This is a genomic window from Sulfuriferula sp. AH1 (genome assembly GCF_002162035.1).
Lineage (GTDB): Bacteria > Pseudomonadota > Gammaproteobacteria > Burkholderiales > Sulfuriferulaceae > Sulfuriferula.
In genome coordinates this window covers 1,334,622-1,351,791 of sequence record NZ_CP021138.1, presented here as the reverse complement: position 1 = coordinate 1,351,791, position 17,170 = coordinate 1,334,622, and the positions used below count along the sequence as shown (strand labels likewise).

Sequence of the window (17,170 nt, the reverse complement as noted above, 5' to 3'; positions counted from 1 at the left end):
GGTTAATGCCCCACGGATGCGGCGCCCTTCTCCCCCGTCAGCGCATATTGCGCGAAACGGGACAGGGAAAAGCCGTCGATAAGTTCATGGTTGCGGTCGTTGGCCAGGGTGTACGCCATGGTCTTGCCGGAGATCGGCGTGGCCTTGAATCCCCAGGTGCCCCAGCCTGCATCGAGATAAAAACCTTCCACCGGCGTCTTGCCCATGATCGGCGCGAAATCCGGCGTCATGTCGGCCATGCCTGCCCATTGCCGCACCACCTTGACGTGCGACAGGAACGGGAACATGTCGAGCATGTGCGCGGACAAGCCTTCGACGAAATCCAGCGTGGAACGCGTGGAATGCAGCTCGTACGGATCGAGCGACGCGCCCATCACCAGCTCGCCGCGCGCGCTCTGGCTGACGTAGATGTGCAGGCTACCCGACACCAGTATCGGGTTCAGCCAGGGTTTCATCGGCTCGCTGACCATGGCCTGCAGCGGGTGGATATAGATCGGCGTGCGCAGCCCGACCATGTCGGTGATGCGCGGAGTGGAGCCTGCCACCGCGCACAATACTTTAGGGGTAGAAATGTAACCTTTGTCGGTATGCACGCCGCACACTTTGCCGCCCTGCACGTCTATTCCGGTGACCTGAGTCTGCTGGTGGATTTCCACCCCGCGCATGCCCGCACCGCGCCCGTAACCCCACGCTACCGCATCATGGCGGGCAATCGCGCCCGGCGCGTGATACAGCGCGCCCAGAATGGGTGCATGACCGCCGCAACTGAGGTCGATTTGCGGGCTGGCCTTGCGTATTTCCTCCGGGCCGACCACTTCGGAATCGACGCCGTAATGCTTGTTCACCTCGGCGCGCCAGCGCATGGTGCGCATGGCCGCATCGGTGTGCGCCAGCGTGTAATGGCCGCGGGTCGAATAGAACAGATTGAGGTCGAAATCCTGCGACAGGTCTTTCCACAGATCGACCGACGCATCGTAGAACTTGACGCCTTCCGGGGTCAGGTAATTGGAACGGATGATGGTGGTATTCCGCCCGGTATTGCCGCCGCCGATGTAGCCTTTCTCGAGCACGGCGATATTGTTCATGCCGTGGTCGCGGGCCAGATAATACGCCGCCGCCAGGCCGTGCCCGCCGCCGCCGATTATCACCGCGTCGTAGCTGGTTTTGAGCTTGTCGGGCTGCGTAAACATCCGCGGCTCGGGATGCTTTTTCGACAGCGCAAAACGTAACAGTCGCCAGGGCATCGTTAATCCTTTATTTGAAAATCACGGTTTTATTGCCATGCACCAGCGCACGGTCTTCCAGGTGGTAACGCAAACCGCGTGCCAGCACCGCTTTCTCGATATCCTTGCCGTAGCGCACAAGATCGTCGACCTGATCGGAATGGTTGATGCGTATCACATCCTGCTCGATGATCTGGCCCTGATCGAGATCCTCGGTCACGTAATGGCAGGTCGCGCCGATCAGCTTCACCCCGCGTTCGAACGCCTGATGGTAGGGTTTTGCGCCGATAAAGCTGGGCAGGAAGGAATGGTGGATATTGATAATGCGCCCTGCATAACGCTGGCACAGCGCCGGGGTGAGTATCTGCATGTAGCGCGCCAGCACCATCACGTCGCCGCGGGCTGCGTCGAACAGCTGTGCGATTTCGGCGTAGGCATCGTCCTTGGTTGCCGCGGTCACCGGCACGTAATGGAACGGAATCCCGTGCCACTCGACAAAGCCGCGCAAGGTCTCGTGATTGGAGATCACGCACGGGATATCCACATCCAGATCGTTGCTCTGCCAGCGCGACAGTATGTCGTAGAGGCAATGCTCCTGTTTCGACACCAGCAGCACCACGCGCTTCTTCACAGCCGAATCGGTGATGCGCCACTGCATGTCGAATTGCGCGGCAATGGGCGCGAACAAAACCCTGAACTGCGTGATATCAAACGGCAAGGAATCGGCCAGTATCTCCTGGCGCATGAAGAAATGCCGGCTAGCGGCATCGGCGTGGTGATTGGCTTCGACTATCCAGCCGTTGCTGGCTGCGATAAAGCTGCTGACAGCGGCTACAATGCCCGTGCGGTCAGGACAGGAAAGGCTTAACGTATAGCGTCGTGCGTTGGGCATGATGACTTTATGTGCTTCCCAAAAGATTCACTAAATGAAACATTAGTGAATATTGTGCATACATGATTCACACAAGTCAACAATAATTCATAATTAATTATCAATTATGCGATAATCAAATCTAGTCAAAATAAACATGGAGTGCAGCATGGAGAAAAGAGAAGATCACAACCCCGATAACGAACTGGAACGCTATCTGGGCAACGCCATCCGCGACTTGCGGCAGAAGCACGGCCTGACCATCGCCGACATCGCCGAGCGCGCCGGGATCAGCCGCGGCATGCTGTCCAAGATCGAAAACGGCCAGACTGCCACCAGCCTGGACACCCTGTCCAAGCTCGCACAGGCGCTGGGGATATCGCTGTCCACGCTGTTCAAGGGCTACAATATTCCCGAAGGCGGCGCACAGCACATCAAGAATGACAAAGGCATGCAGGTAGTACGGCGCGGCACCAAGCACGGCCACACCTACCAGTTGCTTGCGTACGATCAGGGGCCGACCAAGCTGTTCGAGCCGTTCCTGATCTCCATGGACGACGCCTCGGAAGTATTCCCCACCTTCGAGCATCCCGGCACCGAGTTCATCTACATGCTGCAAGGCAAGATCGAATACCGCCACGGCCAGCAGACCTATATGCTGGAGCCGGGCGACTCGCTCACCTTCCGCGGCGAAGTCCCCCACGGCCCGGAACAGCTGGTCGAGCTGCCGATCCGCTTCCTTTCCATCACCATCTACCCTACCCCGCAAGCCGATTACAGATGAATGCGTACACGATCCAGGCCGCCCGGCATGAAGACATACCGGCACTGATCACACTGCTCGATGCGCTGTTCACCATCGAGCAGGACTTCACCCCCGACCACGCCGCGCAGCACCAGGGGCTGGAACTGCTATTGCAGCAACCCGGCATGGCCTATATCGCCGTCGCCAGACATACCGACGGCGCAGTCATCGGCATGGCCAGCGCGCAACTGGTGGTATCGACCGCAGAAGGCGCGTATTCCGCCTGGATAGAAGATGTAGTGGTAGATGCCAATTACCGCCAGCACGGCATCGGCTCGGCGCTGCTAGCCAGCGTACTGGACTGGGCCGCGAGCAAAGGCGCTACGCGCGCGCAACTGCTGGCCGATATGGATAACATCCCGGCGCTGGATTTTTATCAGCGAGCGGGTTGGAAGAAGACCAGATTGGTTGCGCATCGGTTGGGGTTGGTAAAAGTCGATTGCTAAACGTGAAGCAAAATATCGCGTTTAATCCACTGTCCATATTGCTTTTCCGTGCAGATACTGCAATGCTTGATCCTAATGAGGTTGGTGAACTGATCGAGTAGTTTTGAAAGGTCGGAAAACAGGTGTGTTTGTATTTTCCAATTAACTTGATCAGCGCAAAACAATATTCACAATATGGTTCATGAAGTTCATTTATATTATTGATAATAATTGATTTTCAAATCACAACAGATATATTTAAGCTGAAAAATTTATAGGGAGTGGCTGTGTTATACACCGATTTACTCAATAAAATAGGTACCGAAATCGGTGCTTATTAAACGTTGGGCGTTATTGTGACGGAGTACCTCAAATGTTAACAACCATACTAACTTCCGCTATTACAGCCATTGTTACTGGCGTCATCACTTTCGCCATTCAAGAGCGCAAACTGAAAGCTGAGCTTCGTACCGAATTTATGGCCGAGCAAGCTGTAAATTTACTGCTCCAAAATGAAAAATGGGAAAAAAGAAGTTTTACTGAAATTAAAAAGCGCATTGGTGGCTTCGAAGATGATGAGCTTCGAAAAATTCTAGTTCGTGCTGGTGCAGTTAAATTTGAAGCATCTGATAACAATGAACTCTGGGGGCTTATCTCACGAAATAAAGGAGATATTTAATGCCCAACCCGTCGTTCAAGCGGGACGCCGCAAAAGCGCGCCGCCCCTTAACTTTACGTTAGTCACCTATACATGATGAGCAAGCTTCTTCTATTTGTACTGGCCTTCGCATCTTTTCATGTCATCGGTGCCGACAACGTTTGGCTCGGCCCTGACAGAAGCAAATGGCCAGATACTGAGTTTCGGAAGACTAAAAACGATTTTGCGGGCATGCTTTTGGTTACGCCAGATACTGATTGGGAGCGAAAATGGAATACGCCACCCGACACCATTCCCTATTTCAGAGAGGCGAAGACTGTAAAGGTCGGTGAGGAACTTGTGATACTTACCTTCTTCGTTAACCCGAAAGCTGACGGCAACGGCGATACGAACGTCTTATGCAGCATCAAAACCACCCGACCTAATGGCACCGTTTCCGTAGATGAAAAGAACATTCCGTGCATGAAGGGCAAGGTACTAGGAAACCCAAACAACATTCGTCTGTCTCCCGCGGTCATCCATTTTGTGGGAGAGAAAAGCGATCCACTTGGCAAGTGGGTAGTTGAAGTAGGCATCCACGACGTAAATAGAAACACCAGCTTGCAGCTTAGGACTCAGTTCACCCTGGAGGCGAAAGGTGGCTAACCCGGCGCTCAACCTCGCTCCCTTCGGTCGCTGGACGGCGCTAAAGCGCCGCCGGTTAGCTCTACGTTAGAGCGCAACCCAAGATGCTTGATGCCGTTTTTGATTTTTTATCCGAAGTCGTGGCCTTTCAACTTGGGAGGGTTTATCTCGCAATCATTACGTTCGGGCGGTGCAAGCCAAAGATTGGCGACACCAGCCAGCCCCTTGTGAGTTTGTTTGGTGGAACTCTAACGATCATTCTCATAGTCGAAATCTTCGCGTGGATAAATCATTCCTAAACTCGCCAACTGCATCGCGCTCTAACTCGGCGCTCAACCTCGCTCCCTCCGGTCGCTGGACGGCGCTAAAGCGCCGCCGGTTAGCTCTACGTTATGCACCCATTATCAGATAGGAGTCTTTTATGAATGCAAAGTATTCTGGGCAGTGTCTTTGTGGGGAGATCAGCTATTCAGTTGATACTGAGCCAATATTTACTGGAAATTGTCTTTGCAAAGACTGTCAAAGATCATCAGGCAGTGCATTCATTCCAGCGATGATTTTCCCTGAAAAAGATGTTGCTGTTTCAGGTGAAGTAAAATATTTCGAATCTCAGGCAGACAGCGGAAATATGCACAAAAGAGGTTTCTGCCCGAATTGTGGTTCTCAATTGTTCGCTCGGTTCAGCAATATGCCAGGAGTGCTGGGTATAAAGGCTGGAACTTTAGATGACCCATCGAATTATGTTCCAAAGTTAGATTTCTATGTAGGTAGTGTTGCACCTTGGGACTTTATGAACCCAGAGCTACCTAAAAAGCAAGGGACTGCACAAAGCTAACAATAGTGCATAACCTGTCGTTCGAGCGGGACGCCGCGAAAGTGTGGCGTCCCTCAACTTTACGTTACAAAATCATTGGGAGGCCATATGCTCACCGGCGAAGGCTTGATAGGCAAGACCATCACAGCGATTGTTGTCAAAGCAGCATCCAAGCTGCTAGCACTTCCATTTGATAAGCGCCGCAGCATAGCTCAAGCATTAACGAAGCTCTACTTCGCAACGGTGCAACTAGATGAGGTCACAGATCAATTCTTGGAGATATTTGATCGCTTCAGCAAAGGTGTCGACACAAGTGAGGCCTTGCATATTGCTATCAAAAGCAAAGCCCAAGCAATTGATGCTGCCTCATACACCTTTGCGGAACTTAGCGATGAACTTCATGACGCACTTTTAATCCTTGATCCAATTCTAGCAAACTGCCTAAATTTCCTTGAAACAGGCAAAGGAAACTTTCTGAGCTTCCTGTCTTGCTCAATTCAAGTATCTACTGCTAGCGATAAGCCAAAAATTACGGTAGAAGTGCCAAACGCAATAATCCTCTCGACTGACTTTCAAAGCATCTATGATGTGTGCACTCAAAAACATAAGCGCGGAGAAAGATATTATTGGCCTGAAGGCGTTTTCGATTACTTCAACGACTTCAATTCCGTGGATATCACATTCATTGAGCCACAAGCGGCCACAGAGCTTGCCTCAATGATTAGGCATCAGAACGCTTTATTGAAACAGGCCAGAGAGTCCCTGCGAGCCCTTTTAAGGGATAGCCTCACGATAGAGGAGGTTTTTTTCGCCAGCAAAGAAAGAGGTCACCAATGATCAGTTTGTGCGATTGAACCGTCCTAACCCAGCATTCGAGCGGGGTCGCTCAGGTTGCGGGATCAGTTCTAACATTCCAACAATTGAATGTAAAACTCGTACCCCCTTACCTCTCTTGAATCCAATCAATGATTATGCAATTTTTCTTGTAACCACACCTTGATCAATGATTGATAAGGCACATCACGTGCATTTGCAGCGGCCTTGATGGAATCGAGCAGGTGCTGAGGCAAGCGTAATGAAATCGTTTTGGTTGTCGGCTTCAAATTTGGCAATACAACGCTTTGCGCTTTGGTCCAGTCAAGATATTCAGTGGAGTCGTGTGTGTCCCAGAAAAGCCGCTCTTCCGCCTCATTGGCAAATTTTGGAACTGTTTTAAGTAACTTGCTCATAAATTGTTCGCTCCTTTCTGTGCATATCCCTGGCTGAAATTACGCGGATACTTGTCCCCTCATTTCTTAGGGTAAAAGTGATGTGCAAAGTTCGCCCTTCATCTGTTTTACCCAATGCATGATAGCGCGACTCATCCTGACTATGCTTGATATCGGCAATCATCAGAAGTGGCGCATTGAAAAATACCTGTTCTGATTCAGCCATTGAAACGCCATGCTTATCGTTCTTGCGAGCATTGCCATCGTCCCACTCAAAATGGGTAATCTTGGTCAGATCAATCATGCATGTATATTATCGCAATATACAGAACAAAGCAAGATAACTCATATTTCGGCACTATAAATCCCATTAAGTAATTGATTAGCAATATCTAGTTCAGGAAATAATGCGCATGACGGCACTTCACTGCGTTAACTCAAACTTTCACCCAAGCACAGCAGATACTGATCTGCAAATTCAGGCAAACTTCTTATGAAGATACTGGATGATGTCCGCTGATTCATACATCCACTGCACGCCGCCCTTTTCATCCGTAATCTTCAAGCAAGGCACCTTGACCTGACCGCCGCCCTGCAATAGTGCTTCGCGGTTTTGCGGGTGGTTTTGCGCATCCAGCAAAGAGACATTCAGCGACAGGCAGCCAAGCTCGCGCCGGACCTTGATGCAGAACGGGCAAGTTTTGAATTGGTAGAGCGCCAGATTTTTGCATTGCTGGTCAACGAGTTGCTGAGCCTGAGAGGGACGAACAACACCTTTTGGCGTGGTCGCTTTTTCCCACAGCAGCATGAACGGAGTCAGCACGATGCGGAGCGTTTTGAAGAATATTTTAAACAACGATTTCATTTGGAATTCTCACGATATTGATTTATTGAAGGCGGGAAGCGGTATTAGCGTACAGGCTGGCTTCGCTAATCCGGGCGGCAATTTGCAGGTTTGGATTTGGCCTCACCCGCGTTCCTGTTCATTTACTGCTGCCGATGAATGGCCGTGACGATAGACTTGCGTAGAATTGAAAAGACAGCCAGTTTATCAATGTTTGCTTTCAGCTAACTAACAGAGCGGTACTCAACGCTGCGCGATAGCTGGCTATGCTAAATTTTTCGCGCCTGCTTGAACTTCTCGCGCAGGGCTTGCAACACGTCAGGCTCACCTCTCACCCGGAAATGGGCGCCCTCTTCGTCTGCCCGCTCCTCCACTACCTGGCAATTCGCATAGATGTCGCTGCGCAATTGCTGTGCCGACCAGGGCAGAAACAGCTCGCCCTCGACCAGATCCCGCTGGAAAAACTCGACGATGGCCGTGTGCAGACGGGCTACATCGTCAGGGCGGTGCGCGCTCATCACGATGCAGCCTGGGTATTTTTCCTTGAGCGCGGCTTCGCACTCGGCTTGCGCTAGGGCGTCGCCGACGTGGTCGATCTTGTTGAAGACACGGATGCGCGGGACGTCCTGCGCGCCGATTTCTGCCAGCACGTCGTTAGTGACTTCGAGCTGGCGCTCAAAGCCGGGATCGCTGGCGTCGATGACGTGCAGCAACAGCGATGCATCCAGCGCTTCGTCAAGCGTCGATTTGAATGAGGCGACCAAGCCGTGCGGCAGGTTCTTGATGAAGCCGACGGTATCGCTGACCAGCACGCGCGGCACACTCTCGGGCTGGAGCACGCGCACCGTGGTGTCGAGGGTGGCAAAAAGCTTGTTGGCAACCAGCACTTCGCTGCCGGTGAGGGCACGCATCAGCGTGGATTTGCCGGCGTTGGTGTAGCCGACCAGCGCGACCGATGCCTGGCTGCGGCGCTCCTGCCGCCGTGCGCGCTGGATCTTGCGATCGGCTTCCATGGCGATGATTTCCAGTTGCAGTTCGGCGATGCGGTCGCGGATCTTGCGCCGGTCCAGCTCGGTGTGCGATTCGCCTGCGCCACGGCCGCCGGTGCCGCTGCGTTGCCGGCCTTGCGGCCCTGCGAGTTTGGCCATCTCGCGCAGGCGCGGCGCCATGTAGCCGAGGCGCGCGATCTCGACCTGTGCGCGCGCAGCGGGTGAGCGTGCATTGCGATGAAAAATCTCGAGGATAACCATGGTGCGGTCCATCACCGCACAGCCGACTTCCTTTTCCAGATTGCGCGCCTGCGACGGCGATATCTCGTGATCGACCAGCACGGCCTCAATCGGCTCGGCGTCGTCAGTCTCGCTATTGACGTACAGGTGAATTTCCTCGCGCTTGCCAATGCCGAGATAGGCAGTCGTGTCGAAGCTGGCGCGCTTCTGTGTGAAGGTATGCACGACCACATAGCCCAGCGTTTTCGCCAGCTCGCGCAGCTCGGTCAGCGACGCCTCGAATTCCAGGTCGGTCACGTTAGGCAGTTGCACAGCCGCCACGACGGCACGCGTGGGTTTCTCTTGGGTTTCTGTTCGCATGCGCGGAGGTTTCTCATCGGTAAGTAAGGTCGGACGACGATTATCGTCGATAACCGCCCGCAGGTGAAGCAAACATTGGCGGACAAGACGCTATTATGCTTTGGAGTTGAGCAAGCCCGGCAAATCGGCTATTGTAGGCAAAACTGGCAATGCGATGCAGAGGAGACTGTCATGGTGGTCATTAACCGCAACCGAAAAACCGCGCTGGCTGTGCGCCGCACCAGCTGCGCCGTGCTGATGATCATCATGCGCTCGGGCAAGCTGACTACCTCGTATGTGAAGCACGCGGAATTCCAGAGCGAATGGCGCGAGATGAGCGCATCGCTGGATCGGGCCATCGCCAAATTCACCAAACACGCCGAAAAAAATGGCGCGACCAATGCCGCGCAGAACGCACTGAAGAAGATCGCAAAAGAGCAGAAATCGGCTTCACTGCGCCTGTTCTAGCGCATGCACCATCTGCTGTTGCCCGGCCTGCAGACACTGAAGCAGGCTTCCCTGTACCTGATTCCATCCCTGATCGTCTGGCTGTTCCTGAAAGGGCTGTCCGGGCGCACTGTCATTTATTCGATACTGTCGCTGCCGGGCACCTTTTTGCATGAACTGCTGCATCTTGTCGTCGGCGGCCTCACCAATGCGCAGCCGGTGTCGTTCAGCCTGCTGCCGAAACAGGACGGCAACGGCCGGCTGATTATGGGTAGCGTACGTTTCGCCAACGTGCGCTGGTATAACGCCCTGCCCACCGCTGTGGCGCCGCTGCTGGGGTTGTATGTGACGCTGCTGGTGGCGGTTTACCGGGTCGATAGCGGTTATCAGTTCAAAACCGGGGACATCGCCATCTGGTGCCTGCTGGCGCCGCAATTTTCCAGCATGTGGCCGTCGCTGACCGACTGGCAGGTGTCGTTTCGATCCTGGCCGATATATCTCGTCATTGTCGCCTTGCTGCTATTCAAGCTGGATCCCCATCTCGCCGGACTGGCTGTCTGAAAACCGCCGGGTTGTCAGCAGCCAGAAAGAAACCTAATCATTGATTTTTATATAAAAAATTACGTTTTCAAGCGCTCTTGCATAGCCCGCGGAACTTCTTCTGAAATCTCCATTCTGTATCGGTAGTGAATTCAATGGAAGGAATCGCAATGGATGTCGGTACAGCCCCTCATACTACCCCTGCTTACGTTGCACTCAATGATTTGCGCAGCTATCTCAACGAACAGATACTGGGGCAGGAAAATCTGGTAGAACGATTGCTGGTGGGCCTGCTTGCCGATGGGCATCTTCTGGTAGAAGGGCCGCCGGGCCTCGCCAAGACCCGCGCCGTCAAGGCATTGGCGCAAGGGATCATGGCGGATTTCCGGCGTTTGCAGTTCACGCCTGACATGCTGCCCGCCGACCTCACCGGGTCCGATATCTACCGGCCTGAAGAAGGCGGTTTTCATTTCCAGCGCGGGCCGCTGTTCCACAACCTGATACTGGCCGACGAGATCAACCGCGCCCCGGCCAAGGTGCAATCCGCCCTGCTCGAAGCCATGGGCGAACATCAGGTCAGCGTCGGCTCCGCCACTTATCCGTTGCCCGAGCTGTTTCTGGTGATGGCGACCCAAAATCCCATAGAGCACGAAGGCACGTATCCCTTGCCGGAAGCCCAGCTCGACCGTTTCATGCTGCACACGCTGGTGGATTATCCCGATCGCGCCACCACGCTGCGCATCATGGCGCTGTCGCGACGCGAAACGAAAAATGCGCAGGAGCTGCCGCAGCCGGCGCAACCATTGACGCAGGATATTATCTTCACGGCACGGCGCGAGGTGCTCAATCTCACGCTGGCCGATTCGATCGCCGAATACATCGCCGCGCTGGTCGAGGCCACACGTATTCCCGAAAAATACAGTCCGAAACTGGCCGAATGGCTGCGCTGGGGTGCCAGCCCGCGTGCGGCCATCGCGATGGAGCGCGGCGCACGTGCGCTGGCCTGGCTGGACGGGCGCGATTACGTCAGCCCCGAGGACGTGCAGGCCATCGCGCCCGATGCGTTGCGCCACCGTTTGCTGCTGGATTACACGGCTCAGGCCCGCGGCGTCACTCCGCAGGATTGCGTCGTCGAACTGCTGCGTCAGGTACCTGCGCCATGATATTGCCCGACCTCGCCGAGCTGGTCGCCTTGCGCGGCGCAGCTCACGGCCTCAGTCTGCACGCCCGTCATCCGGCCATGGCGCGGTTGCAGGGCGCGCACCGCAGCGCCCAGCGCGGCCGCGGTCTCGAATTCGAGGAGGTACGCCTGTACGCCCCTGGCGACGATGCCCGCAACATCGACTGGCGTGTCACGGCCCGGCGCGGTCAGCCGCACACCAAGCTGTTCCGCGAAGAACGCGAACGGCCAGTCTGGCTGCTGGCGGATCTGCATCCCGGCCTTTATTTCGGTAGCCGCTATCAGCTCAAATCGGCACTGTTGCTGCGTGCGGCCGCACTGCTGGCATGGGTTGCCGTCTTGGGCGGCGATCGTCTGGGCGCACTCATCGCCGACAACGGAAATCCGCCCCGCATATTCCCGCCCCGTGCCCGGGAGGCCGGCGTATTGCCGGTGCTCCAGGCGCTGACGGCAGCCCAGCCGCAGGCACCCGGCGAGGCCAATCCCCATAGCCTGAATACGCTGCTGGGCTCATTGCGCCCCTTGCTCCAGCCCGGCAGCCTGATATTGGTGCTGAGCGACTTCAGCAGTCTGGACGACGCCGCCGAAAACACGCTGTCGGCCATTTCGCTGCATAACGATTGCCGCCTGTTGTGGCTGGTCGATCCGATCGAGCATGCCGGCCTGCCCGCGGGGAATTACCGGGTGGGGCTGCCCGGCCGCTTGTGGTGGCTGGACGGCGACCGCAGCCGGGCGGACTGGCTGGAGAAATGGGCGACTCGGGAACAGCGGCTAGCCAATCTGGCACGCCGCCTCAACCTGCCGCTGACCCGGCTGCATACATCCGACCCGGTCGCCAGCAGCTTGCCGCCCTTGCTGCGAGAACCATCATGGGCAGCATGAATTCCGGCTGGCTCGCGCAACTGGCTCCGCCCCACGCCCCGCCGCCTCCGGGCTGGTGGCCGCTGGCGCCGGGATGGTGGATAGTCGCTGCATTACTGGTGCTGACTGCCGGCGCGCTGATTTACCGGCTGCGGCACCCGTCGCGGCGACTGCGCCGCACCGCATTGCGCGAGCTCAAGTTACTGGAAACCCGCGCCGACGACGATGCCGGATTGGCGAAAGCACTGGAACACCTGCTGCGCCGCTATGCCCTTGCCGCCTACGGCCGCGAGGCTGTAGCCAACCTGAGCGGCGATGCGTGGCTGGCTTTCGTCGTCGCCAAAGGCGGCAAAGAGCTTGTCGGCGAATCTGGCCGGAACCTGTTGCGGGCAGCCTACGGCGGACATGTGCAGGGCGACCGCAGCCGCTGGCTGCAAGGCGCGCGCAATTTTCTGAGGCGACGCAAATGATCCATTTCGAATGGCCCTGGATGGTGCTCCTGCTGCCGCTGCCCTGGCTGCTGAAACACTGGCTCCCGCCCGCACAGCCGCAGGGGGCGGCGCTGTTCCTGCCCTTTGCCGCTATGGTCGGCGCCGGAACGACAGCGCTCGTTCATACCATGCCATCGCCGCGCAAGGTGTTGTTTGTACTGGTCTGGCTATTGCTGGTAATCGCTGCCACCCGTCCGCAATGGCTGGGCGACCCCCAGCCGGTTCCGGCCACCGGCCGGCGTCTGCTGCTGGCGGTGGATGTCTCCGGGTCGATGGCGACCCCGGACATGGCCGGTGACTTAAGCCGCCTGCAAGTCGTGCAGAAGGTAGCCGGCGATTTCATCCAGCGCCGCCACGGCGATCAGGTAGGCCTTATCCTGTTCGGCACGCGCCCTTACCTGCAAGCACCGCTCACCACCGATCTGGATACTGTCGGCCAGTTTCTGAATGAGGCCGCGATCGGCATCGCCGGCAGACAGACGGCCATCGGCGATGCGATCGGCCTGGCCATCAAGCGGCTGCGCAGCGACCCCGGCAAAACGCCGCACAAGGGCGACACGGTGCTGATCCTGCTTACCGACGGCAGCAGCAATGCCGGTGCGATGCCGCCGGATGAAGCCGCCAGGCTGGCTGCAGCAGCGGGTCTGCGCATCTACACCATCGGGGTAGGTTCCGAGTCGCAATCCGAGTTCATGGGCCTGGGCGGCGATCTCGACGAAGACACCCTCAAACGCATCGCCCAGATCACGGGCGGCGAATATTTCCGTGCCACGGATGCCGATGCGCTCGAAGATGTGTACGCCCGCATCGACAAGCTCGAACCCAGCGCCGCAAAGGCGCAATGGTATCGTCCGCGCGATGAATGGTTCCCATGGCCGCTGGGCGCAGCGTTGCTGCTCAGCCTGCCTGCCGTATTATGGAGAGGCCGCAGATGGAGCTAATGCACCATTTCCATTTTCTGCGCCCCGCCTGGCTGCTGGCGCTGCCGCTGCTATGGGGGCTGAGCTACTGGCTGGCTCGCCACCGCGACAACAACGGCAATTGGGCCGGGCTCGTCGATACAGAGCTGTTGTCGGGGCTGTTACTGGACGGCGGCGGCAAACGCAGCCGGACGCCATGGCCCTGGCTGGCGCTGGCGTGGACCCTGGCCGTGCTGGCACTGACCGGACCCAGCTGGCAGCAGCTGCCCTCTGCCGCCTATCGCGGCAACGAGGCATGGGCGCTGGTGCTGGACCTGTCCCCCTCGATGGCGGCTACCGATCTGACGCCGAATCGCTATACGCGCGCACGCTATGCGCTGGACGATATTCTCAATGCCGCGGAGGATGCGCGGGTCGGTCTGGTGGCATTCAGCGATGAACCGTACACGGTCACGCCGATGACCGACGACGTCGCCACGATACGCACGCTGCTGCCGCCGCTGAATCCCGACATCATGCCGAGCGCCGGAGACAATCTGACCCCGGCGCTGGATCAGGCGCGCGAACTCCTGACCCGGAGCGGCAGCAAAAACGGCCAGATCGTGGTGCTCACCGACGGCTTTGCCGATCCGTCCGCGGCTTTCGGCGCAGCCCAAAAACTCCGAGCGCAAGGCATGACGGTCAATGTGGTGGGGATCGGCACCAAAGCCGGCGCGCCGGTCAATCAGGCCGATAGCGGCTTTGCCCAGGATGCGCATGGCCAGTTGAAACTCGTCCGGCTGGATACCGATCAATTGCGCCAGTTGGCCACGATGGGCGGCGGCGTTTACGTCGATCTTGACCAGCTGCCGACGCTGATCGACGATCTGCAGACTGCCGCAGCGCACAGCGGAAAAGCCAGAGCCGCGAACAACGTCAGCGTCGTGCACTGGCTGGACGGCGGCGTCTGGCTGCTGCCGCTACTGCTTCTGGTAGCCGCACTGCTGGCAAGGCGGGGATGGCTATGATACGCGGCATGTTACTGGCGGCGATGCTGGCCTGGGCGTCTGGCGCCAGCGCCAATGATTTCTGGGACAGCTTGTGGCACAACGCCAATCAGCGCGGCGAACATCTGATGCGACAGGGCAATGCCGCAGCGGCGGCCCGTACCTACGCCGATCCGCAGCATAAGGCTTATGCCGAATTGCAGGCTGGCGATTATCAGCGCGCAGCGCAGGATTTCAGCGCTTTCAACAACAGCACAAGCCACTACAACCGCGGTAACGCGCTGGCTCATGCCGGTCAGCTGCAGGATGCGATCAAGGCCTATGACGCAGCATTGGCGCTCGATCCGAAGAACAGGGATGCACGCCGCAACCGCGATCTGGTGATGCAGGCATTGAAAAAACAGCCGCCCCCGCCCAAGCCGGCCCCGAATAAAAACGCCGGTTCCGGCAAGGACAACAAAAACAGCCAGAACCAATCCGGCAGCAACAAAGACGCGAACAAGCAAAACGGCTCCCGGCAGCCATCTTCCCCGAACGCGAACTCGAAGCCGGGCAAAGGCGATCAGCATAACAACGCCGAGCCGAATAAAGACAGCGACAAGGACGGGCAGACAGGCGCGCAGTCGCAACAGCAGCAAGGACAGCCGCAATCCGCGTCAGCCCATCCTTCCAATCCGGGCGGCCAGCCCCAAGGCCAGCCGCAACCTGCCCCGGCTCAAGCCCGTAACGATGCTGCGAGCGGTCAGCGGGCCTTCCCCGCCGATGCCCCTGTCAGCGAGAAGAAACTCGCCCAGGAACAATGGCTGCGCAGCATCCCCGACGATCCCGGCGGGCTGTTGCGGCGCAAATTCATGATCGAGCACATGATACGACAGCAGGAAAGGTAACCATGAGAAACGTCCGCCTTATCGTTATTGCATTGTTGTTTTCCAGCCTCAGTCTGTCCGCCGAAGCTGCGGTCCTCGCCTCGCTTGACCGCAGCCAGGTGGGCGCAGGCGAAGCGGTTCAGCTCACCTTGCAGCACGACGGCCAGACCGACAGCCAGCCGGATCTGGGCGCGCTCAGGCAGGATTTCGACATAGTCGGCCGCAGCACCGGTTCCAGCATCCAGATCGTCAACGGCAAGATGTCCGCGCAGACCCAGATGAACCTGACGCTGATGCCGAAGCACGGCGGCAAGATCGTGATACCGGCTTTGCAATGGGGCAGCCAGTCATCTCCTGCGCTGACGCTGACCGTGGGCGGCAACAGCACCAGCACCCAGCCGGGGAATGCGGCATCCGCCGGTAACGCCCATGTCTTCATCGTCACCTCGCTGGACCAGAAACAGCCCTACGTCCAGGCCGCGGTCACGCTTACCGTCAAGCTTTATGTCGACGAGCCGCTGTATCAGGCCAGCCTCGAACTGCAGCCCAACAACGACGTGCTGATTCAGCAGCTGGGCAAGGACAGACAGACCAGCGAGTCGTATCACGGCCGGGAATACCAGATGGTAGAGCGCAAATACCTGCTGTTCTCGCAGCGCAGCGGCGCGATCAAGCTCGATGGGCCGGTGCTGGACGCCCAGGTGCCGGATAGTAGTAATGCCGACCCTTTTGCGGCTGATCCGTTCTTCGGCAATGCCTTCGGCCACACCCCGTTCGCAGGCATGATGAACGCCACCCGGCCGATACGCATCCAGGGTGACCAGCTAGCGCTGAACGTGCGCCCGCGCCCTGCCGCCAACGCCAATCAGGACTGGCTGCCGGCGCAGAATGTCACCCTGACGGAGACGCTGCAGCCCGCCAGCGGCACATTTCATGCCAGCGACCCGATCACACTGCATCTGCACCTTGAAGCACTGGGACTGACCGCTTCCCAGCTGCCCGATCTGAGCCAGCTGATGACCCTGCCGAACGGTCTGCGCGCCTATCCGGATCAGGCGAAACTGAATGACAACGTGCAAGGAAGCAGCGTACTCGGCACGCGCGACCAGGATATCGCCATTATCGCCAGTCAGGCCGGCCGCTATGTCATACCCGCCATGCATCTGTACTGGTGGGACACTGCCAAAAATGTTCAGCGCAGGATCGACCTGAGTGAACATGCACTCGAAATCCTGCCCGGTGCGGCTGACGCTTCCGCCGGAAAGACGCCGCCGCTGCCGCGTGCCGCAGATTCCACACAGAGAGGCGCAGCCCCCTCCTCGCACCCGGCAAATCCTGCACCTGCCATTCCGCCAGGCTATCTGTGGCCGCTGATAAGTCTCGCTCTGGCGCTGCTGTGGCTAGGAACCATGCTCGTCCTGTGGCAAAGAAAACGGCGCAACAATGGCGCCATGTCAGGCCAGCGCAAGCGGCAGGAGCCGATTCTGCCTGCCATGCCCGATTCGAACCAGGCGCGCAAAGCCTTCCAGCAAGCCTGCCGGGAGAATGACCCGCAAACGGCACGCCGCCAACTGCTGGCCTGGGCGCACACTGCCTGGCCGGATGATCCGCCTATCGGCATCAAATCCATCGCAGCACGCATCGGCGAACCGGTACTCGAACCTTTGCTGCAGCAGCTCGACCGCGCCTGTTATACGGGCGGTAAATGGCAGGGGCAGCCCTTGCTGGAAGCGCTGCCATCGCTGTCCGGCAAGGACAAACCTGATGCGCGAACGGATGAGGGACTGGCCCCGTTATATCCGTAGATCAGACTTTGCCTGCGGCGAAGCATAAAAAAGG

General features: G+C 57.5%; 21 protein-coding genes. 15 read left to right on the top strand and 6 right to left on the bottom strand.

Annotated features, from left to right (window positions below; genetic code table 11):
• Window positions 1-2 precede the first annotated feature (2 nt).
• Window positions 3-1,244 (bottom strand): FAD-dependent oxidoreductase, encoded by a 1,242-nt coding sequence (locus tag CAP31_RS06895; protein WP_087446860.1) that lies wholly within the window; start codon window positions 1,242-1,244, stop codon window positions 3-5.
• 10 nt (window positions 1,245-1,254) lie between these two features.
• Window positions 1,255-2,115: a formyltetrahydrofolate deformylase gene (gene purU / locus CAP31_RS06890; protein ID WP_087446859.1), complete on the bottom strand. Its 861-nt coding sequence runs from the start codon at window positions 2,113-2,115 to the stop codon at window positions 1,255-1,257.
• Between the two features lie 148 nt (window positions 2,116-2,263).
• Here purU and CAP31_RS06885 point away from each other — a divergent pair, with 148 nt between their 5' ends.
• The 6 genes from CAP31_RS06885 (at window position 2,264) to CAP31_RS06855 (ending at window position 6,257) form a co-directional block, all read left to right on the top strand.
• A complete protein-coding gene (locus tag CAP31_RS06885; RefSeq protein ID WP_087446858.1) occupies window positions 2,264-2,878 on the top strand; it encodes an XRE family transcriptional regulator in 615 nt (204 codons plus the stop codon).
• Entirely contained in the window at window positions 2,875-3,345 is a 471-nt protein-coding gene (locus CAP31_RS06880; RefSeq protein ID WP_087446857.1) for a GNAT family N-acetyltransferase, read from the top strand. The genes CAP31_RS06885 and CAP31_RS06880 overlap by 4 nt, the downstream gene beginning before the upstream one ends.
• 352 nt (window positions 3,346-3,697) lie before the next feature.
• A complete protein-coding gene (locus tag CAP31_RS06875; protein ID WP_087446856.1) occupies window positions 3,698-4,003 on the top strand; it encodes a hypothetical protein in 306 nt (101 codons plus the stop codon).
• A gap of 72 nt (window positions 4,004-4,075) precedes the next feature.
• Complete coding sequence (locus CAP31_RS06870) at window positions 4,076-4,627, top strand: hypothetical protein (protein ID WP_087446855.1); 552 nt, start codon at window positions 4,076-4,078, stop codon at window positions 4,625-4,627.
• Between the two features lie 400 nt (window positions 4,628-5,027).
• Window positions 5,028-5,441, top strand: a complete 414-nt coding sequence (locus tag CAP31_RS06860) for a GFA family protein (protein ID WP_087446853.1) — start codon at window positions 5,028-5,030, stop codon at window positions 5,439-5,441.
• Window positions 5,442-5,528: 87 nt separating this feature from the next.
• A complete protein-coding gene (locus CAP31_RS06855; protein WP_087446852.1) occupies window positions 5,529-6,257 on the top strand; it encodes a hypothetical protein in 729 nt (242 codons plus the stop codon).
• 125 nt (window positions 6,258-6,382) lie between these two features.
• Here the strand turns inward: CAP31_RS06855 and CAP31_RS06850 are convergent, their stop codons facing one another.
• From CAP31_RS06850 to hflX, 4 genes are all read right to left on the bottom strand, one after another.
• The gene (locus CAP31_RS06850; RefSeq protein ID WP_087446851.1) at window positions 6,383-6,649 is read right to left on the bottom strand and encodes a BrnA antitoxin family protein; all 267 of its coding nucleotides are present in this window, start codon (window positions 6,647-6,649) and stop codon (window positions 6,383-6,385) included.
• The gene (locus CAP31_RS06845; protein ID WP_087446850.1) at window positions 6,633-6,932 is read right to left on the bottom strand and encodes a BrnT family toxin; all 300 of its coding nucleotides are present in this window, start codon (window positions 6,930-6,932) and stop codon (window positions 6,633-6,635) included. The genes CAP31_RS06850 and CAP31_RS06845 overlap by 17 nt, the downstream gene beginning before the upstream one ends.
• Before the next feature lie 174 nt (window positions 6,933-7,106).
• A complete protein-coding gene (locus CAP31_RS06840) occupies window positions 7,107-7,493 on the bottom strand; it encodes a glutathione S-transferase N-terminal domain-containing protein (RefSeq protein WP_087446849.1) in 387 nt (128 codons plus the stop codon).
• A 248-nt stretch (window positions 7,494-7,741) separates the two neighbouring features.
• Entirely contained in the window at window positions 7,742-9,061 is a 1,320-nt protein-coding gene (gene hflX / locus CAP31_RS06835) for a GTPase HflX (RefSeq protein WP_087446848.1), read from the bottom strand.
• 171 nt (window positions 9,062-9,232) lie between these two features.
• Between hflX and CAP31_RS06830 the strand changes: the two genes are divergently transcribed.
• From CAP31_RS06830 to CAP31_RS06790, 9 genes are all read left to right on the top strand, one after another.
• On the top strand, window positions 9,233-9,508 hold the full coding sequence (locus tag CAP31_RS06830) for a hypothetical protein (RefSeq protein WP_087446847.1): 276 nt from the start codon (window positions 9,233-9,235) through the stop codon (window positions 9,506-9,508).
• Between the two features lie 3 nt (window positions 9,509-9,511).
• The gene (locus CAP31_RS06825) at window positions 9,512-10,048 is read left to right on the top strand and encodes a hypothetical protein (RefSeq protein WP_087446846.1); all 537 of its coding nucleotides are present in this window, start codon (window positions 9,512-9,514) and stop codon (window positions 10,046-10,048) included.
• A 149-nt stretch (window positions 10,049-10,197) separates the two neighbouring features.
• A complete protein-coding gene (locus CAP31_RS06820; RefSeq protein ID WP_087448301.1) occupies window positions 10,198-11,190 on the top strand; it encodes a MoxR family ATPase in 993 nt (330 codons plus the stop codon).
• Window positions 11,187-12,089: a DUF58 domain-containing protein gene (locus CAP31_RS06815; protein WP_087446845.1), complete on the top strand. Its 903-nt coding sequence runs from the start codon at window positions 11,187-11,189 to the stop codon at window positions 12,087-12,089. Before CAP31_RS06820 ends, CAP31_RS06815 begins: the two co-directional genes overlap by 4 nt.
• Entirely contained in the window at window positions 12,077-12,538 is a 462-nt protein-coding gene (locus CAP31_RS06810; RefSeq protein ID WP_087446844.1) for a DUF4381 domain-containing protein, read from the top strand. The genes CAP31_RS06815 and CAP31_RS06810 overlap by 13 nt, the downstream gene beginning before the upstream one ends.
• On the top strand, window positions 12,535-13,500 hold the full coding sequence (locus CAP31_RS06805) for a VWA domain-containing protein (protein WP_087446843.1): 966 nt from the start codon (window positions 12,535-12,537) through the stop codon (window positions 13,498-13,500). The genes CAP31_RS06810 and CAP31_RS06805 overlap by 4 nt, the downstream gene beginning before the upstream one ends.
• The gene (locus CAP31_RS06800; protein WP_157662685.1) at window positions 13,491-14,486 is read left to right on the top strand and encodes a VWA domain-containing protein; all 996 of its coding nucleotides are present in this window, start codon (window positions 13,491-13,493) and stop codon (window positions 14,484-14,486) included. Before CAP31_RS06805 ends, CAP31_RS06800 begins: the two co-directional genes overlap by 10 nt.
• Window positions 14,477-15,352 carry a tetratricopeptide repeat protein gene (locus CAP31_RS06795; protein WP_087446841.1) on the top strand — a complete coding sequence of 292 codons (876 nt, stop codon included), beginning with the start codon at window positions 14,477-14,479 and terminating at the stop codon, window positions 15,350-15,352. The genes CAP31_RS06800 and CAP31_RS06795 overlap by 10 nt, the downstream gene beginning before the upstream one ends.
• A gap of 2 nt (window positions 15,353-15,354) precedes the next feature.
• Window positions 15,355-17,136: a BatD family protein gene (locus CAP31_RS06790; protein ID WP_087446840.1), complete on the top strand. Its 1,782-nt coding sequence runs from the start codon at window positions 15,355-15,357 to the stop codon at window positions 17,134-17,136.
• The last annotated feature ends 34 nt before the right edge of the window (window positions 17,137-17,170 follow it).

Coding starts and splice junctions, on each gene's coding strand:
- hflX (WP_087446848.1), bottom strand. CDS start 9,061: ATGCGAACAGAAACCCAAGAGAAACCCACGCGTGCCGTCGTGGCGGCT.
- CAP31_RS06850 (WP_087446851.1), bottom strand. CDS start 6,649: ATGAGCAAGTTACTTAAAACAGTTCCAAAATTTGCCAATGAGGCGGAA.
- CAP31_RS06845 (WP_087446850.1), bottom strand. CDS start 6,932: ATGATTGATCTGACCAAGATTACCCATTTTGAGTGGGACGATGGCAAT.
- purU (WP_087446859.1), bottom strand. CDS start 2,115: ATGCCCAACGCACGACGCTATACGTTAAGCCTTTCCTGTCCTGACCGC.
- CAP31_RS06895 (WP_087446860.1), bottom strand. CDS start 1,244: ATGCCCTGGCGACTGTTACGTTTTGCGCTGTCGAAAAAGCATCCCGAG.
- CAP31_RS06860 (WP_087446853.1), top strand. CDS start 5,028: ATGAATGCAAAGTATTCTGGGCAGTGTCTTTGTGGGGAGATCAGCTAT.
- CAP31_RS06820 (WP_087448301.1), top strand. CDS start 10,198: ATGGATGTCGGTACAGCCCCTCATACTACCCCTGCTTACGTTGCACTC.
- CAP31_RS06870 (WP_087446855.1), top strand. CDS start 4,076: ATGATGAGCAAGCTTCTTCTATTTGTACTGGCCTTCGCATCTTTTCAT.
- CAP31_RS06880 (WP_087446857.1), top strand. CDS start 2,875: ATGAATGCGTACACGATCCAGGCCGCCCGGCATGAAGACATACCGGCA.
- CAP31_RS06815 (WP_087446845.1), top strand. CDS start 11,187: ATGATATTGCCCGACCTCGCCGAGCTGGTCGCCTTGCGCGGCGCAGCT.
- CAP31_RS06805 (WP_087446843.1), top strand. CDS start 12,535: ATGATCCATTTCGAATGGCCCTGGATGGTGCTCCTGCTGCCGCTGCCC.
- CAP31_RS06830 (WP_087446847.1), top strand. CDS start 9,233: ATGGTGGTCATTAACCGCAACCGAAAAACCGCGCTGGCTGTGCGCCGC.
- CAP31_RS06885 (WP_087446858.1), top strand. CDS start 2,264: ATGGAGAAAAGAGAAGATCACAACCCCGATAACGAACTGGAACGCTAT.
- CAP31_RS06855 (WP_087446852.1), top strand. CDS start 5,529: ATGCTCACCGGCGAAGGCTTGATAGGCAAGACCATCACAGCGATTGTT.
- CAP31_RS06825 (WP_087446846.1), top strand. CDS start 9,512: ATGCACCATCTGCTGTTGCCCGGCCTGCAGACACTGAAGCAGGCTTCC.
- CAP31_RS06800 (WP_157662685.1), top strand. CDS start 13,491: ATGGAGCTAATGCACCATTTCCATTTTCTGCGCCCCGCCTGGCTGCTG.
- CAP31_RS06875 (WP_087446856.1), top strand. CDS start 3,698: ATGTTAACAACCATACTAACTTCCGCTATTACAGCCATTGTTACTGGC.
- CAP31_RS06810 (WP_087446844.1), top strand. CDS start 12,077: ATGGGCAGCATGAATTCCGGCTGGCTCGCGCAACTGGCTCCGCCCCAC.
- CAP31_RS06840 (WP_087446849.1), bottom strand. CDS start 7,493: ATGAAATCGTTGTTTAAAATATTCTTCAAAACGCTCCGCATCGTGCTG.
- CAP31_RS06795 (WP_087446841.1), top strand. CDS start 14,477: ATGGCTATGATACGCGGCATGTTACTGGCGGCGATGCTGGCCTGGGCG.
- CAP31_RS06790 (WP_087446840.1), top strand. CDS start 15,355: ATGAGAAACGTCCGCCTTATCGTTATTGCATTGTTGTTTTCCAGCCTC.